The following is a 16089-nucleotide window of genomic DNA, read 5'->3' as shown; positions in this document are numbered from 1 at the left end:
ACCGCACAGCCAATCCGCCCGCCTGTAAAATAACCGTCAGGCCAAACGCCTCCTTCCAAATGCAATTATATCCCAAACTTCCTGAACACGGCCAAATCGTTGATTATGCGCTCTTTTTTTACCTTTTTTTACCTGCGAATCCAGGGGCGGCGTCTTCGTCTTGACATCGCGCGAAACGATGATATATTAAACTATATAATTCTTATTTAAAAACTATATTATAAAAAAGCTGTTGAACGGTGAAGATGAAGCTTCCGTTTTTGTATGAGCTGTTCGGGCAGGAAGCTCCAGCGGGCCGAAAGGGGAAAATTTCATATGGCAGGGGTGGACTACAAGGCGCTGAAAAACGGCGGCTTCATGCGCCAGAGGCAAAAGGACAATTTTTCTCTGCGGCTTAAGGTGATCGGGGGGAACCTGACCGCGGAGCAGCTTGTGACGATTGCCGGCGTGTCGAAAAAATACGGCGACGGACACGTGCATCTGACTTCGCGTCAGGGGGTCGAGATCCCCTTCATGAAACTGGGAGACATCGAAGCCGTCCGGTCGGAGCTGCTGGAGGGGGGAGTCTCCACGGGAGTCTGCGGCCCGCGGGTCCGCACCGTAACCGCCTGTCAGGGCAGCCAGATATGTCCCAGCGGATGTATCGACACCTACCAGCTGGCCGTGGAAATATCCGAGCGGTATTTCGGAAGAGAACTGCCCCATAAATTTAAATTCGGCGTGACCGGCTGCCAGAATAACTGCCTGAAGTCGGAGGAAAACGACCTCGGCGTCAAGGGAGGCTATCTGATTCACTGGGAAAAAGAGCCCTGCACGCTCTGCGGGGTCTGCGTGAAGGCCTGCCGCACAAACGCCCTTTCCCTCTCCGACGACCGCGTCGTTCTTGACGAAACGCGCTGCAACAACTGCGGAAGATGCGTCAAATCCTGCCCCACGGACGCCTGGAAGGGCGAGCCGGGCTACATTCTCTCCTTCGGAGGGACCTTCGGCAACCTGATCACGAAGGGCAACGAAATTTTCCCGATTGTCAAAGATAAAAAAATGCTTTTCCGCGTTGCCGACGCGGCCCTGGACTTTTTCACGGAACACGCAAAACCCGGCGAGCGTTTTCGGGTGGCGGTGGATCGCGTCGGATGGGATCTGTTCAGAGCGGCGATGGAGAAGGCGTATCATGGCTGATTACGTCGTAGACGACACCGTCGACATCACCGACGTGGTTTGTCCGGTGACCTTCGTCAAAGCGAAAGTGGCCCTTGAAGAGCTGGAGGCCGGACAGGTGCTTTCCATTCGAATGAACGACGGCGAACCGGTGCAGAACGTGCCGCGCAGCATTAAGGACGAAGGGCATCAGATTCTGAAGCTGCTGGACAACGGGGACACGACCTGGAGTCTGATCGTGCGGAAGGCGTAATTTCGAAAGAGGGCAGGGAAGAAGAAAATGGTTCTGACTGTTGCGGGAATCCAGAAAGAATATCCGTCGGGCGTTACGGTGGCGAATCTGCTGGACTCGGAGAACGTTGAAATGCCGCTGTACGTCACGGTTGCCATCAACGACGAGTTCATCAAACGCGAAACCTTTGAGACGACGCTCCTGCAGGAAAACGACAGCGTGGAGTTTCTTTACTTTATGGGCGGAGGGTTCTGATGGCTTTTTCAAACGAGCAGATGACCCGCTATTCCAGGCACATCATCCTTCAGGAAATTGGAGTGAAGGGTCAAAAACGCCTGATGGAGGGTCGTGTGCTCATTATCGGCGCGGGAGGGCTGGGTTCGCCCGCCGCCCTTTATCTGGCCGCCGCCGGAGTGGGGGTCATCGGAATTGCCGACGCGGACGAGGTGGACCTTTCCAACCTCCAGCGGCAGATTCTCCACACCACGGCCGATGTGGGCAGGCCCAAGGTGGACTCGGCACGGGACAGTCTGGAGGCCATCAATCCGGAGGTCAAAGTACATACTTACCGGACGATGGCTCTTGCGGAGAACGTTCTCGATCTGATCGCGGACTACGATTTCATCATCGACGGCAGCGACAATTTTCCGGCGAAGTTTCTCATCAACGACGCCTGCGTGATTGCGGGAAAGGCCTTCTCCCACGCCGGTATCATTCGTTTTCAGGGACAGCTCATGACGTACGTTCCCGGCGAAGGGCCCTGTTACCGGTGCGTTTTCGACAGCCCTCCGCCTCCCGACGCGGTTCCGACCTGCCAGCAGGCGGGGGTTGTTGGCGCCATGGGAGGCATTATCGGCAGCCTGCAGGCGATGGAGGCCATAAAATATCTTGCCCGGGTGGGAAAACTGCTGACGGGCTCGCTGCTGACCTGCAACGCTCTGACGATGGATTTCCGAAAAATCGCGCTTCCCGCCAGAAAGAGCGACTGTGCCGTGTGCGGCGAACATCCTTCCATTGTAAAACCCTTCGATTACGCCCCCGCGGTCTGCGAGGCTGTTCTGTGAGTTCCCTGGTTCCGTACGGGGTGAGAATCAAAAAGTCCGACTTCGAAGCCCTGACGACCCGCGCGAAGGAGGGATTGCCCAACGAGGTCTGCGGGCTCATTGCCGGACGTGTCGAAGAGAACCTCAGAATTATCGAAAAGGTGTATTTCATGACCAATATCGACGGGAGCCGCGAGCATTTCTCCATCGATCCGCGCGAGCAGCTTCGGGCCGTGAAGGATATGCGCGCCGCCGGTCTTGTCCCTCTGGGGAACTTCCACTCCCACCCCGAATCGCCGGCCCGCCCTTCGGAGGAGGACATCCGGCTTGCCGGCGACCCCTCCGCCAGCTATCTCATTCTTTCTCTGGCGGAAGAGTCTCCGGTGCTCAAGGCGTTTCATATTGAAAAAGGAATCGTCTCTCCGGAGGAACTGACGATAGAATAGAAGGGAGGACAGGGTTCATGTACTGCAGATTTATTTCCTTTATGCACATGATGATGCGTCGCTATCGGGGATCTCCGCCTGAGGAAGCCGGCTCCTGAGGAGCTGTGTCTGGCCTGAGAGCGAGGGATCCCTGTTTGCGCGGGGGTCCTTTTTTTGTGTAAATGTAAATAGAGAAACGAAGGAGGAAAGAGCGCCATGAAATTCAACACTCTCCTGCTGCACGGATGTAAAGACGCCTTTGACGGGACAGGGGCGACGCTTCCGCCCATTTATCAAAACTCCGCCTTCGATCACGAATCCGCGGAAGTGCTGCAGCGGGTGTTTGACAACAGGGCTCCCGGTTTTGCCTACACGCGGATCGGCAACCCGACGGTGGACGCCTTCGAGCGTCGCATCGCCTTTCTTGAGGGCGGGAGGGGCGCTGTGGCCTGTGCTTCCGGTGTTGCGGCCATCTCCATGACGCTTCTGGCCCTTTTGCGGAGCGGCGATGAAATCATCAGCGGCAGCGCCCTTTTTGGCGGAACGCTGGACCTTCTCGACGATTTCGCGCATTTTGACATCCGCGCCCGTTTTGTCGAAGAGATGAGCGCCGAGGCCGTCGAAGCCCAGGTGACGGAAAACACAAAAGTCATTTTCGCGGAGCTGATCGGCAACCCCGGGCTCAACGTGATCAACATTCGGGAACTCTCGGAGGTCGCCGGACGTCACGGCGTTCCTCTGGTCATCGACAGCACCACGGCCACCCCCGCGCTGATTCGCCCGCTGGAGCACGGCGCGGACGTGGTGGTTCATTCCTCCTCCAAGTACATCAACGGAAACGGGAGCGCCATCGGCGGCGTGATCGTCGACGGAGGGAAGTTCAGCTGGGATTTCGACAGGTTTCCCGTCCTTCAAAAATACCGTAAAATGGGAAAACTGGCTCTTACAGCCCGACTGAGGCAGGACATCTGGCGCAACTTCGGGCCCTGCATGTCTCCGCAAAACGCCTGGCTCAACTGTCTGGGTCTCGAAACCCTGGGGCTGAGGATGGAGCGGCTGTGTCACAACGCGAGGGTTCTGGCCGAATCCCTCAGACACAATCCGAATATCATCTGCGTAAATTATCCGGGGCTGGAGGGCAGCCCTTACAAAAGCAACATCGACGCTCAGATGAAAAACGGGCAGGGCGGCGCTTTGCTGACGCTGAGGGCGGGGTCCAGGGAGCGGGCGTTCAAACTGATCGACGGCCTGAAATTCGCGCGCATCGCCACGAACGTGGGAGACGTCCGCACGCTGGTCATTCATCCGGAATCGACGATATACGCTCATTCCACGGAAGAGCAGAAGCGAGCCGCGGGAGTGTACGACGATCTGATCCGCGTCAGCGTCGGTCTGGAGGACACGGAGGACCTCATCGCCGACTTCGCCCAGGCCTCCGCGGGGTAACGGGACGGGGTTTGTATCTGCGCAGATGATCCTTGACAAATCTCTGTGACGGATGAAATATACAATGTATACATCGTCAGGGAGTGATGCGAATGGCAAAAGCAGTGACTGTCAGCAAGTGGGGAAACGCGCAGGGAATACGTCTGCCGGACGCATTCTGCCGTCAGCTTGGAATATCTGTGGGGGACAAGGTTTTCCTTGCTATGGAACAAAACAGGCTGGTGATTACGAGCGCGAATGAACAGTACACGCTGCAGGCCAGGCTTGAAGCCTGGAAGGGTTCCGGTACGCCTGAGCCGGAATATGACTGGGGTCAGCCGGTCGGCAGGGAGATGTGGTAATTGTCTTTCAGGCAGGGAGACATCGTTGAGGTGTCTTTCGACCCAACGCGGGGGCATGAGCCGAAAAAAACGCGTCCCGCCCTGGTCGTCAGCAATGACACTTTCAACGGAGCGACGTCAATGCCCGTTGTCTGTCCGATCACAAAACGAAAAACCCCGGTTTTTCCCGGGGTTTTCTTTATATAGAACTTATGCTTTTTTTCTGGCTCCACGACCAGGACTCGAACCTGGAACCTAGTGGTTAACAGCCACCCGCTCTGCCGATTGAGCTATCGTGGAACATTTTAAGTTGAGGCCAAAACCTCTGAACAGCAGGTACTATACACCATGAAACTCGTTCATGTCAAGCCTCTTTGGGCGGGTTGCCCTGTTCTGCTCAATCGACGGAAACTCCCGCCTCCCTGAAAGTCGTCAGCACCTCGTCGAGAGGGATGTAACCCACTTTTTCCTTTACGACGCTGCCCGTGGCGTCGCAGAAAAGCAGGTGAGGAACATAGCGAACCTTGTACTGCTGGGCCAGGTCTCGATGCTCCATGAGGTTCACTTTTTCTCCCTGAATTTTCCCCGCGTATTTTTCGTTCAGGACGTCCAGAACGCGGGCCATCTGCATACAGGCCGGACAGTTCGGCGTCGAGAGCACCTTCAGCGTTGGCAGCGTCTCGGCCTCGGCGCGTCTTGTCGCCACAAAAAGCGGGATCAGCAAAAATAAAACGATCGACAGAATATTCATTTTGGATAACGCTCCTTTAATTTTTTATTGGGTTTTTGAGACAAAATCGAACGAATAACTTCCCCCAGTTCATAAATAAGAGTGAAATATTCCGCACCCTCTCTGATGATCGCGGGCCCGCGGAGCCCGGAGGTATGCCACCGGGCACGGTGACGCAGACGGGCGATAAGCGGACCGTAACGCGTAATCATAGCCTGTTCCCGGTCGAGAGCGCAAGCGTAAGGAAAGAGGGATTCAAATTTTTCTACGGTGTCCTCCTCCTTCAGCTCTGAACGGCTGCCCAGTCCCAGTTGGAATCCCTCGATTTGGCTCAGAATCCGAAGCCCTTTTTCGGATCGAACGGGCATAAATTTCCAGAACAGTCCAATCACGGCGATACTTCCCACGAGAGCGGCGATGGCGCCGAGGCTCTCCTCCTGCTGCTTCAGGAGCACCAGAGAGACGGCGCAAAAGAAAAGAGGAATGCAGGTGCGCAGAATAAACATGACAGTATTGCGCTCCCCCGTGTTTTCCTCGCTGGAAAAAGGGGCCAGCAGAAACAGCGGGGCCATGAAGGCCAGAGCGTGGGTGCTGTCGGGCTCGATGCCACGTACTCCCTGAGAAAGAACAAAAAACATGACGAAGGCCGTATAGGCTTCGAAGGCGAAAATCCCCGCCGTCCAAAACTTCGTATGCTGAAAGAGAAACAGCCGGCCCCGCACGGCGAAACTTCTCGCAAGTGCCCGGAAGGTGGTTTGCAGACGTTCCGCGGCGCTTTCGTCGAGGATGATTTCGTTTTCGCCCTCTCCCGCGAATAAATTGTGAAGCAGAAGCTGTTCCGTGGGAGTCGGGGGGCTTTCGAAGCGGGAAGACCGTTGAAGACGGTATCTGCGCTTCATCATCTGTTCCAGCGAGGAGTAGCGGGCGGAGGCCTCCGGCGGGGTTTTTTCCTGAGCTTCCTCCGAAATTTCCTCCTCTGGATTTTCTTCGGCTTCACTCACCACATCGTCCAGATGAATGTATCCCCTGACGGCCAGGTTCAGTATTTCCGCCGTCAATGCCCTGGAGTCCGGACGCAGATCCCTCAGAGTACGCAAAAACCCCGGAGAAAAACCCTCCGGCGGCGTCGTGCTCAGATTTGCGGGATCGGGGCGGGAAAGCCGCCCATAGCGCAGCCACACGAAAAGGTAGTAACAGAGGAGCGACGCAAAAACAACCAAATCCCACAGACGCCACTCGGAGCCGGAAGAAATGTTTTCCTTCACGAGCCCCGACTCCCAGGACATATAAAGGGTGAGAGATTTTCCCGTATCCAGCGGCGAAAGAGTCGAGAGACGTCCGGAGTCGTCGGCTTCCAGACCGTCCCCCAGGGGCAGATCTCCCACCTGTCCGCCGAAAGCGCTGAAAAGGCTTCTGTCGGGCGAGGACGAGCCCGAAGCGGCCTGCCCGTCGGGAAGTGAAATATCGATGGTTACGCTTTGTATGGGACAGGAACTATCCCGCACCACCCGCCATACCAGCGAGTCTCGGTCCGGCGTGTCTTCGTCCGGAACCTGGTACTCGGGTTTTTGGTGTTCTCCGGTGTGAAAAATCACCATGTTGCTCAGTTCATATTTCAGGTGAAAAATATGAGGGCCGGGGGTGAAGAGGCTTCCCTTCTCCGCCAGAGTCAGACGCAGGCTTTCGGGGCTGCGGCGTATGGACATTTTTGTCGGGTTCCCGTCCAGCGTGGCGTCCAGCAGGACGAAGCCCGTTTTATACTTTTCCCTGCTCCTTTCGGCGTAGCGCCCGGAAATCCCTCGGGTCAGGTCGCTTTCCAGCGGTTCGGCGCCGAAGACGACGACCATCGTCTCCTCCACCGACACGATGCCCCGATTGCGAACAGACGCCCGAATGTTCAGGCTTTCCATGAACGGGCCGCTGATGTTTTCCACGGAATCCACAGCAGGAAATGCCCACGCCTGCACCGTCAGGAACAGGCCGGTGAGGACGAATACGGCGGCCGTTGAAATTTTCAGGCCGGATGGACGAGATTGCATGAAGATCCTCCTCCTGTGTATACACCCTTTCTTTATAATTTTACCCTATTTTTCTGTTTTTTACCCGTTTTTCTGTGTTAAACTCTGAACGAGTCAAGTGAATGTATAATTGATTATTTTTTATATATTGTTAAATTTAATCTCTCCGGAGAGTTGCCGCGAAAGGAAGGGTTTGGATATGCAGGAGATTTTCAGACATGGGAGCGCGTGGCTGAGGGCGGATTTCGTATTGCATACCCGAACGAACGTCGGTTTTCAATACGACGCGCCGGAGGGAGGGGACGCCGACGTCGAAGCGGCGTTTATCGAAAATTACGTCGGCGCGCTGAAGACGGCGGGGATACGCACAGGCGTCGTCGCCAACCGGAATATCCTGAACCTCGGGGAGTTTCGGGCCCTGAGAGATCGCGCTCTCGCGGAGGAAATCTTTCTGCTGCCCGGCGTGGAGCTGCTGCTGAACGAGGGGGAAAACGGGGTTCGGGTCATCGTCGTGTTCAGCGAGGACTGGATTCGAGCCAGCGATTACGTTTCCTCTTTTCTGGACGTCACCCTTCTTGAAAAAAGCCCGGACGCCAGCACCGGCGAAGGGCTTCTCGACCTCATCGAACTGCTGGAGGAGTACCGGCGGGATTTTTTCATCGTTTTCCCCGATGTGGAGGAACTTTCCGGCCTGTGGCGGGAGACGGACGGGGAGACTCTCGCGCGGTACATGCGGCATGGGCTTTTTCAGAGGCGGGCGGCGGCTTTTACCGGAGTCCGAAACGAGGAACGCCGCAAAAATCTGAAAGAAATACCGGACTCGCGCTACCCCGCGGAAGTGCAGGGCAGCCATCCCTCCCGCATCGAGGAGATTGGGCGAAACGAAGCCTGTTATATAAAAATCGGGGCTTTTACCTTCGAGGCGGTTCGATATGCCCTGGTGGAACAGGGGGACCGCGTGGACTCAAAACCCCGCGAACACGAGGCGTCCTGGATTGAGAGCGTCGTGTTCGAAGGAGGAATGCTGGACGGCGTCTCCCTTTCCTTCGCGTCGGAGCTGAACGCCCTGATAGGAATACGGGGCAGCGGCAAATCCGCCATTCTGGAGATTCTTCGTTACGCTTTGGATATTCCCTGCAGCGATAGGGCTCCTGACAAAGAGTACAAGGGGCGTCTGGTGGAATATGTTCTGGGCAGCGGCGGCAAGGTGACGATCCGCGCCAGAGACCGGGAGGGCAACCCTTACGAACTGAGCCGTATTCTTCGGGAGGTTCCGGACGTTTACATCGCGGGGGTTCTTCAGCCGGGCGTTTCTATAAGGAAGGAAATTCTGCACCGGCCCCTTTATTTTGGCCAGAAGGACCTTTCCAGCGTGGGAGAGGGCTTCGAAAGAGATCTGGTGGAGAAAATTCTGGGGGAAAAGAACGTTTCACTGCGTTCCCGCGTGGAGGAGCGAAAGCAGAAAATTCGGGAGCTGGTGGAAACTCTGAACCGGTTTTCGGATATTGCCGAACGGAGAAAAGAGCTGGACGCGCGGCTGAGGGATGCGACTCAGCGCCTGGCCTTTTATCGGGAGTCCGGCATAGAGGAAAGGCTGCAAAAGCAGATCGATTTTGAAACGGATGGCCGAACCTGCGCCCAGGTGACGGAGACGCTGAAGACCTGCCTCGGAGAGCTGAACGCCTTTGTCCGGCGGCAGGAGGGAGAACTGGAGAAACACCGCAACTACGTTTCGAAGCAGAACGCCCCCTTCTTCAAATCGTTTTTCGAGGTCTACGAACAGATCGTGGGAAATTTCGAAAAAATCCGAAGGGCCCTGTCCGACAGTACGGAACTCGCCGGAGCCCTGCAGGAGCAGACGAAAGGTTTTGTCCGCATACAGGAGCAATTCAAGGAGGAGTTTGCGGTGCTGGAGCGGAAGATCACCCTGGATTTGCAGGCGCAGGGCATTCGCTCCGTTCAGCTTGAGGAATTTCGCGCCATTCGCCGCACCGTGGATGAAACGGAGCAGGCTTTGGAGAACCTTGACCGTGAGGACAGCGAGTATCGCGCCCTGAGGACGGCCCTGGAGAATGAGCTGGAAAAACTGAACGCCCTGTGGTTCGAGGAGTTTGAGGCGATCGAAGCGGAACTGGATAAAATCGGCGGAAAATATCCGAGCCTGAAAATTCGCGCGTCGTTCCGAACCGACCGGGCCGCTTTTCTGGAGCGCATGAGGCAGCTTTTTCGGGACGGAGATCTGCGGGACTCCCTGCTCAGGAACCTGGCGGAGGTGTTTCCGGATTTCTGCCTCATGTATCGGGGGCTGGAGGAGGCAAAGGCGATTTTGGGATCCTCCTGGAACGTGTTCGAAAAACAGTTCATGAAAAACCTGGGAGATCTTCTGACCTGGCAGGTTCCCAATACCTTCACCATCGAGCATCAGGGCAGAGAGCTGAAGCAGCATTCTCTTGGGCAGCGGGCCTCCGCCCTGATCCTTTTCGTGCTGGACCGGCAGGACAACGACGTGATCATCATCGACCAGCCGGAGGACGACCTGGACAACCAGACGATCTACGAAGACGTGATCAAGCTGGTTTGCAGCCTGAAACCGAAAAAACAGTTCATTTTTGCCACCCACAACGCGAATATCCCCGTTCTGGGGGACGCGGAAAAGGTTTTCGTCTGCTCCTGCCAGGAGGAGACCATTCGCGTGGAGGGCGGCAGTATAGACACTCCGGCCATTCAGCAGGAGATCGTCAGCATTATGGAGGGCGGCGAGGAAGCTTTCCAGCGGCGCAAGGGCATTTACGCGATCTGGAAGCCGGAGTCCGCCGACGATCAGCCGAAGGGATAATGCCAGAATTCAGAGCCAGCGGCTCCGGCACACGATTACGCAATCCACCGCGGTTTTTCTTCAGCTTTGTATGATCAGATCCGCCAGTTGAGAGAGGGCGATATTGCCCCCGCTGACCAGAGGAACGACCCTTTTGCCCTTCAGGGAGTCCGGCAGAACTCCCGGTGTCAGCACGGCCGCCGTTGTTACCGTTCCGGTGGGTTCCGCCAGAATTTTGCAGCGCTCAAGGATCAGCCTCAGGGCCTCGGCAATAGCCTCCTCCGTCACCAGCAGCATGTCGTCCACATATTTTTGCACCACGGGAAAGGTCAGTTCACCGGGGATCGTTGTGCGGATTCCGTCCGCGATGGTATCGATAACGTCGAGCCTCGTCCGTTTTCCCGCCCGGAAGGAGCGTCCGGTGCTGTCGCTTCCGGTGGGCTCCACGCCGAAGACTTTGACCTTTGGGTTCAGCTCCTTGACCGCCGTGGCGATGCCCGAAATCAAACCGCCTCCCCCCGTGGGAACCAGAACGGCCGCCACGTTGTCGATGTCCTCCAGAATTTCCAGCCCCACCGTTCCCTGACCGGCCATGACATAAGGGTCGTCGTAGGGATGGACCAGCGTCATTCCCTGTTCGTCTCTCATTTTGTGGGCCAGCTCCAGACGCTCGTCGGAACGGGTGCCGCGGAAAATCACCTGCGCTCCGTAGCCCTTCACCGCCGCGATTTTTGCCGAGGAGGCGTCCTCCGGCATGATGATGGAAGCGGAGTACCCCTTCAGCTGAGCCGCGCAGGCCACGGCCTGCCCGTGGTTTCCCGAAGAACCCGTCACGATTCCGCGTTTTCCTTCTTCCGGGGAAAGAGACAAAATGCGGTTCAGCGCGCCTCGTATTTTAAAAGAACCGGTGCGCTGCCTGCATTCAGGCTTGAGCCACACGTCGAATCCGCTCATTTTGGAAAGCGTGGCGGAGCGCTCCGGCGTAGTCCGGTGGATAAACGGAGAAATGCGCTCTCGGGCTTCGTAAATATCTTTTAATGCAACCATTTTATTATTTTCCTTCCTTTCCGGATCATGCCTTCAAATTCTATGCCGAATTTTTAAAATTACGGATGAGGACGGGTTTCCCAGGGCCAGGCGGACATACCTCCTTCCAGTACGGCGAGGCGGGTGTATCCGTAGCGCAGAAGGGTGGCGCAGGCGCTCCAGGCCCGCACTCCGGCTCTGCAAACGATGATGATTTCCCGGGATTTTGGAATGGAACCGCGCTTTTTCCCTTTTTCCTTCAGGTCCGCCAGAGGGATGTGAAGCACCTCCCAGGGCAGCGTTCCAAACTGTTTCAGCTCTTTTTCGTTTCGCACGTCCAAAATAAGAAAATTGTCGCCTCTTTCCGCTTTGGCTTTCAATTCCGACGGACTGCAGCTTTTCATCAGGCCGTCCATTTTGTTGCGCAGGGCGTTGGCGGCGTGAGTGACGGGGTCCAGAGCCGATGAAAAAGGCGGGGCGTAGGCCAGATCCGTGTCGGCGAGGTCGTCTACGGTCAGTTGCCCCTTGAGGGCCGTGGCGATCACGTCCAGACGCTTGTCGGCCCGGCCGGGGCCAGCGATTTGGGCTCCAAGGACGCGTCGGGTGGCGGCGTCCGCCACCAGGCGAAGGAAGAGCATCGAGTTTTCGGGCATGAAGCCGGGCAGATCGGGGTTGGACGTCAGAATTTCGACCGGGGAGAATCCCGCTTCCCGGGCCGCCTCGGCGGTCAGTCCGGTTTTGCCGATGCTCCAGTCGAACACCCGGGCGATGGCCGTGCCTTCCACCCCTCCAAAAGAGGACTTCAGTCCGGCGATATGATCCGCGATGACGCGCCCCTGCCGGTTGGCCGCAGAGCCCATCGGCTGCCAGACGGGTTTGCCCGTCAGGATGTTCAGGCTCTCCACACAGTCCCCGCCCGCGTAGATGTCCGGGTCCGAGGTCCGCTGAAATTCGTCGACCCGAATCGCCTTCGCGCCCAGGGCGAGTCCGGCGTTTCGGGCCAGCTCCAGGTTGGGACGAACCCCAATGGAGAGCACGACCAGATCCGCTTCGATTTCCCGACGGTCGGTGGTCACCCTGCGGACGACCTCGTCGCCTTCGAGAGATTTGAGGGACTCCCCGCCGTAAAAGACGATGCCCTTCTTTTGCAGATGAGCTGACAGCATCGCTCCAAATTCTTCTCCCGCGACGGCGAACAGCGGGCGGGGGAGGGCGTCGATCAGGGAAACCTGGATTCCTCGATGGGTCAGGGCTTCCGCCGTCTCCATTCCCACAAGTCCGGCGCCGACGACGACGGCCTTTCGAGGGTTTCCGGAACTCAGCGCCTCGTAAATGGCTATGGTATCCCGAAGCGTCCAGAGGTTAAAAACGTTTTTCAGCTCCAGCCCGGGGACGGCGGGACGGATGGGGGAGGCTCCCGTGGCGAGAACCAGTTTGTCGTAGGGAAAAACCCGAAGGGCATCTGTCCCGGCGACTTTGGCCGTCACCTCCTTTTTGGCTCTGTCGATCGACGTGACCTCGTGACCCGTCAGAGCCTTCGTAAAGGCGTAATTTTCGAAGTAAAACGCGTCCCGTTCCGGCCCGAATCCCATGTGAGTCAGTTTATCCCGATTTTTGATCTCTCCGCCGAGATAGAACGGGAATCCGCAGTTGGAATAGCTGAGGTCATTTCCCCGCTCCAGCAGGGTGATTTCCGCTTTCGGACAAATTCGGGAAAGTCGGGCGGCGGTTTTGGCTCCGCAGGCGACCCCTCCGACGATGACAACTTTCATTAAATTTCTCTTCCTTTCAGAATTAGACCTTTCAGATCAGACCTTACAGATCCGATCTTTTCATATTTATTATGTCTTCTTAAATCAGACCTTCCGAGGCCAGAATTTCGATGAGCCAGCGAACGGAGTTGGCGCAGACCGACGGGCATTTGTCGTCGTGCCCTCCGGCCTTCACGAACTGCTCAAATTCCTGGGGGTCGCTCAAATTGTAGGCGCGTCCCAGAATTTTTCGATGGATGCCGTGGCAGTCCGCCGAGTCGTACTGGCCCTGAAATTTTTCGACGAGCCGTTTGCTCATCTCCAGGCATCGCGTTCGTCGCTTTCCGGGGTCCGCAAAATCATCCCAGGGCCTGCCCCAGAAGCAGGAGAGGGCCATGATGCCTCCCGTGAGCGCCCCGCAGGCGTGGCCGGTGCGTCCTGCGCCTCCCGCCAGTCCCGTTGCGGCCTGAAACACGTCGTCTCCGATTTTTCCCAGAGTTTCCCTGATGGCCGCCAGCACGACCTGGGCGCATCCGCCGTGAGTCTGCTCGTATCGGTAAGCCAGTCCCGTCGCTTTTTCGATCAGAGCCTTCAGTTGCGTTTCGTTCAATCCCGTCATGCCTGTCATGTTTTCTGCCATGTTCATTCCTCCCCGAAGATTATTCAATCGCGCCAGCCGCTCGGAACCCCTCCGTCCGCCCTGGCTTTTCACGGGCGACAAATCTTTTGGACAAATCGCCCGACCTTCATTTTTTCATTCTTTCATTATACGACGGTCTGATCGGCCCTGTTTTTCGCAAATGCGCAAATCCTGAGCCGGTCGCTGCCGGTATCTTAAAAAACTGTTACAATGCAGAAAATAATTTATTTTCAAATTGGTATAAAGCTGAACGGGGGAGGCTGTCATGAAAAGCGTATTTTTTTATGATTATCCCGTTGTGGGAATGGTGGGAATTGCAGAGGAGAATAACGCCATCGCTCAGGTGTTTTTTTGTCATGAGAAACGTAAGGAAGCCTCGAAGGGTTTCAGGGTTCAGGAAACCCCGCTGATCAAAAAAGCGGCGGAGCAGATCAGGGAGTATCTTGAGGGCAAACGCGTGAAATTTGACCTGCCCCTGATGTTGCAGGGTACGGATTTTCAGGTCTCCGTGTGGAAGGCTCTGCAAACCATCCCCGCCGGTGAGACCCGCAGTTACGGGGAGATTGCCGCTCAGATCGGAAAACCGAAGGCCTGCCGCGCGGTGGGCATGGCCAATCACAACAACCCCGTCGCAATCGTCGTTCCCTGTCATCGGGTGGTCGGTTGGGATGGCAGCCTGACCGGCTACGGAGGAGGACTTCCCCTCAAACGCTATCTGCTGGACCTGGAAAAAAAGCGCGCCTGACGAAAACGAAACCGGTTTTGTGTGCGGTCTGCCGTCCCTCTCATATCGCGTTTTTATATGATGCTTCACTTTTTGCTTTACATTTTTTTGCATTGTATCAATTTTTTTAAATTGACAGACAAAGAATCTCGTGCTAAAAATATATACATGAAATACTAGTTATTTGTAGAATCACGGCAAGGTGTATGTGTGTGTCCGAAAGGGCGCGTTTTTTCGAAAATCGATGTAACTCAACCATATTGTGTTACGTCGAAAAATGGGCAAACAGGGAGATGGTAATGGTCAGGAAATAAAAAAAGTGTTTTGGAAATTTGTTTGTGAGTGGAAGCGATTTTTAAGATTGTGTGAAAACAGCGGCTATATTGTTTTATAAGGATCGGTTCCTGTAAATAGGGATATTTACGGAACGTAAAAAGGGGAAACGGTATGGATACCGGTGTCCCAACTCAGGGAGGTAACTCATAATGGCTATGGTTGTCAATCACAATATTCCTGCTCTTCAGTCCTACAATGCGCTGAGCGCGACCAACAGCGCTCTTCAGAAGTCAATTCAAAAACTTTCAACGGGTCTTCGGATCAACTCGGCTGCGGACGACGCGGCTGGCCTTGCGATTTCCGAAAAAATGCGGGCCCAGATTCGTGGTTTGGACCGCGCAGTCTCCAACTCTCAGGACGGCATTTCCATGATTCAGACGGCGGAGGGCGCTCTCAGCGAAACCCACAGCATCCTCCAGCGTATGCGCGAGCTTTCGGTTCAGGCCGCCAACGACACGCTGACCCAGCAGGATCGGGCGTACATCCAGCTTGAAATCGACCAGCTCCGTGAGGAAGTCACCCGAATCGGCAACACCACGCAGTTCAACAAGAAAAAACTGCTGGACGGCTCCGCGGCGGTTCTGTGGTCCGCGGGAGATTCATCCACAAAGGCCCTCATCAACGGCGGTCTGCGGACGGTGGACCAGTTCGGCCAGAAGTCCGCGGCGGAGGGCAACTACAAGATCACGGTCACGGCCAAGAGCGGCTCAGGCGAGGTCCAGAAGACCGATATTTTCAAGATCAAGCACGAAGAGACACAGACGTTCACGCTGGCCGCTGCCGCCAGCGACGCTAACGGCAATCTTGTGACGAGCGTCGTCGGAGCGAACCTGACCGCAGGGACAACTCCGGGAACTACTGTCAACTATGACGTCACCAGCGCTGCCGCCGGCGGAGCAGGTGCTGCAACAACTGCTGCTGCCACGACCGTAGTTCCTGTTCTTAATGCTTTGGGCGGTTCCACGACAAGCTCGACGCTGGGCGGAGCGTCTGTTCTGGTGGAAGTTCTGGCCGGAGACGGTACCACTACAGGCGCGGCGTATAAGGTTACTGCCAATATCGTCGGTGTGGACGGCTCCAGTCGGACCGTCGAGAAAATTTACAGCAATCTTACCGCCGCTGAGGATCTCAAAAGCCTTGATTCGGAGCTGACGGGTCTTACGCTGACGGCCGTTGCTGAAACAGCCGCAAAAGTAGGATCCAAGATTGCTTTCAACGTCACGGGAGCGGCTGCGAACGGAACGGCTCAGGTTCAGATCAAGGCGAGCAGTGCTGCCGGCGCGTTGGGTACAGCCCAGAATTTCAACGTGTCGGACGCCGTGGCGGGCAAGACGGTGGACTACATCGTCTACAGCATCGACAAAGACACCGGCGACATCACCAACAGCAAAGTTTCCATCACCTACGCCAGCGATTTCACAGGCG

14 protein-coding genes, 1 tRNA gene and 2 pseudogenes are annotated in these 16089 nt (G+C 56.2%); 11 read left to right on the top strand and 6 right to left on the bottom strand.

The annotated features are described in order from the left end of the window. Window positions 1–315 precede the first annotated feature (315 nt). The 8 genes from LBR61_02335 to LBR61_02300 all read left to right on the top strand — a co-directional run bounded on the left by LBR61_02335 (window position 316) and on the right by LBR61_02300 (window position 4831). Window positions 316–1179, top strand: coding sequence for a 4Fe-4S binding protein (locus LBR61_02335; protein MDR1730910.1), 864 nt, complete (start codon window positions 316–318; stop codon window positions 1177–1179). After that, on the top strand, window positions 1172–1411 hold the full coding sequence (locus LBR61_02330; protein ID MDR1730909.1) for a sulfurtransferase TusA family protein: 240 nt from the start codon (window positions 1172–1174) through the stop codon (window positions 1409–1411). The genes LBR61_02335 and LBR61_02330 overlap by 8 nt, the downstream gene beginning before the upstream one ends. A 27-nt stretch (window positions 1412–1438) precedes the next feature. Further along, window positions 1439–1645 (top strand): sulfur carrier protein ThiS, encoded by a 207-nt coding sequence (gene thiS, locus LBR61_02325; protein MDR1730908.1) that lies wholly within the window; start codon window positions 1439–1441, stop codon window positions 1643–1645. Further along, complete coding sequence (locus tag LBR61_02320; protein ID MDR1730907.1) at window positions 1645–2454, top strand: HesA/MoeB/ThiF family protein; 810 nt, start codon at window positions 1645–1647, stop codon at window positions 2452–2454. Before thiS ends, LBR61_02320 begins: the two co-directional genes overlap by 1 nt. Continuing rightward, a complete protein-coding gene (locus LBR61_02315) occupies window positions 2451–2879 on the top strand; it encodes a M67 family metallopeptidase (protein MDR1730906.1) in 429 nt (142 codons plus the stop codon). Before LBR61_02320 ends, LBR61_02315 begins: the two co-directional genes overlap by 4 nt. 195 nt (window positions 2880–3074) lie before the next feature. After that, the gene (locus LBR61_02310; protein ID MDR1730905.1) at window positions 3075–4304 is read left to right on the top strand and encodes a PLP-dependent transferase; all 1230 of its coding nucleotides are present in this window, start codon (window positions 3075–3077) and stop codon (window positions 4302–4304) included. Window positions 4305–4396: 92 nt separating this feature from the next. Continuing rightward, window positions 4397–4645: an AbrB/MazE/SpoVT family DNA-binding domain-containing protein gene (locus tag LBR61_02305; GenBank protein ID MDR1730904.1), complete on the top strand. Its 249-nt coding sequence runs from the start codon at window positions 4397–4399 to the stop codon at window positions 4643–4645. Continuing rightward, window positions 4646–4831: a type II toxin-antitoxin system PemK/MazF family toxin gene (locus LBR61_02300; protein ID MDR1730903.1), complete on the top strand. Its 186-nt coding sequence runs from the start codon at window positions 4646–4648 to the stop codon at window positions 4829–4831. A 17-nt stretch (window positions 4832–4848) separates the two neighbouring features. On the opposite strand, the gene LBR61_02295 is transcribed toward LBR61_02300, so the two are convergent. The 3 genes from LBR61_02295 to LBR61_02285 all read right to left on the bottom strand — a co-directional run bounded on the left by LBR61_02295 (window position 4849) and on the right by LBR61_02285 (window position 7393). Next, window positions 4849–4924 (bottom strand) — tRNA-Asn (locus LBR61_02295). A gap of 97 nt (window positions 4925–5021) precedes the next feature. Continuing rightward, the gene (locus tag LBR61_02290) at window positions 5022–5375 is read right to left on the bottom strand and encodes a thioredoxin family protein (GenBank protein MDR1730902.1); all 354 of its coding nucleotides are present in this window, start codon (window positions 5373–5375) and stop codon (window positions 5022–5024) included. Continuing rightward, window positions 5372–7393, bottom strand: a complete 2022-nt coding sequence (locus LBR61_02285) for a DUF2207 domain-containing protein (GenBank protein MDR1730901.1) — start codon at window positions 7391–7393, stop codon at window positions 5372–5374. Before LBR61_02285 ends, LBR61_02290 begins: the two co-directional genes overlap by 4 nt. A gap of 178 nt (window positions 7394–7571) precedes the next feature. Between LBR61_02285 and LBR61_02280 the strand changes: the two genes are divergently transcribed. Continuing rightward, window positions 7572–10208, top strand: coding sequence for a hypothetical protein (locus tag LBR61_02280; GenBank protein ID MDR1730900.1), 2637 nt, complete (start codon window positions 7572–7574; stop codon window positions 10206–10208). A 60-nt stretch (window positions 10209–10268) separates the two neighbouring features. On the opposite strand, the gene LBR61_02275 is transcribed toward LBR61_02280, so the two are convergent. The 3 genes from LBR61_02275 to LBR61_02265 all read right to left on the bottom strand — a co-directional run bounded on the left by LBR61_02275 (window position 10269) and on the right by LBR61_02265 (window position 13604). Further along, the gene (locus LBR61_02275) at window positions 10269–11234 is read right to left on the bottom strand and encodes a threonine/serine dehydratase (GenBank protein MDR1730899.1); all 966 of its coding nucleotides are present in this window, start codon (window positions 11232–11234) and stop codon (window positions 10269–10271) included. Window positions 11235–11293: 59 nt separating this feature from the next. Next, window positions 11294–12985: an FAD-dependent oxidoreductase gene (locus LBR61_02270; GenBank protein MDR1730898.1), complete on the bottom strand. Its 1692-nt coding sequence runs from the start codon at window positions 12983–12985 to the stop codon at window positions 11294–11296. 79 nt (window positions 12986–13064) lie between these two features. Further along, entirely contained in the window at window positions 13065–13604 is a 540-nt protein-coding gene (locus tag LBR61_02265; protein MDR1730897.1) for a C-GCAxxG-C-C family protein, read from the bottom strand. Between the two features lie 418 nt (window positions 13605–14022). Here LBR61_02265 and LBR61_02260 point away from each other — a divergent pair. Further along, window positions 14023–14349 (top strand): annotated as a pseudogene (locus LBR61_02260) (methylated-DNA--[protein]-cysteine S-methyltransferase). A 470-nt stretch (window positions 14350–14819) separates the two neighbouring features. Further along, window positions 14820–15236, top strand: a pseudogene (locus tag LBR61_02255) (flagellin). Window positions 15237–16089: the final 853 nt, after the last annotated feature.

It is taken from the genome of Synergistaceae bacterium (assembly GCA_031272035.1).
Classification (GTDB): domain Bacteria; phylum Synergistota; class Synergistia; order Synergistales; family Aminobacteriaceae; genus JAISSA01.
This window is presented reverse-complemented; position numbering and strand designations above follow the sequence as displayed.

Excerpts from the sequence above, each read along its gene's own strand:
- LBR61_02335 (MDR1730910.1), top strand. The coding sequence starts at position 316 with ATGGCAGGGGTGGACTACAAGGCGCTGAAAAACGGCGGCTTCATGCGC.
- LBR61_02330 (MDR1730909.1), top strand. The coding sequence starts at position 1,172 with ATGGCTGATTACGTCGTAGACGACACCGTCGACATCACCGACGTGGTT.
- thiS (MDR1730908.1), top strand. The coding sequence starts at position 1,439 with ATGGTTCTGACTGTTGCGGGAATCCAGAAAGAATATCCGTCGGGCGTT.
- LBR61_02320 (MDR1730907.1), top strand. The coding sequence starts at position 1,645 with ATGGCTTTTTCAAACGAGCAGATGACCCGCTATTCCAGGCACATCATC.
- LBR61_02310 (MDR1730905.1), top strand. The coding sequence starts at position 3,075 with ATGAAATTCAACACTCTCCTGCTGCACGGATGTAAAGACGCCTTTGAC.
- LBR61_02305 (MDR1730904.1), top strand. The coding sequence starts at position 4,397 with ATGGCAAAAGCAGTGACTGTCAGCAAGTGGGGAAACGCGCAGGGAATA.
- LBR61_02290 (MDR1730902.1), bottom strand. The coding sequence starts at position 5,375 with ATGAATATTCTGTCGATCGTTTTATTTTTGCTGATCCCGCTTTTTGTG.
- LBR61_02285 (MDR1730901.1), bottom strand. The coding sequence starts at position 7,393 with ATGCAATCTCGTCCATCCGGCCTGAAAATTTCAACGGCCGCCGTATTC.
- LBR61_02280 (MDR1730900.1), top strand. The coding sequence starts at position 7,572 with ATGCAGGAGATTTTCAGACATGGGAGCGCGTGGCTGAGGGCGGATTTC.
- LBR61_02275 (MDR1730899.1), bottom strand. The coding sequence starts at position 11,234 with ATGGTTGCATTAAAAGATATTTACGAAGCCCGAGAGCGCATTTCTCCG.
- LBR61_02270 (MDR1730898.1), bottom strand. The coding sequence starts at position 12,985 with ATGAAAGTTGTCATCGTCGGAGGGGTCGCCTGCGGAGCCAAAACCGCC.
- LBR61_02265 (MDR1730897.1), bottom strand. The coding sequence starts at position 13,604 with ATGGCAGAAAACATGACAGGCATGACGGGATTGAACGAAACGCAACTG.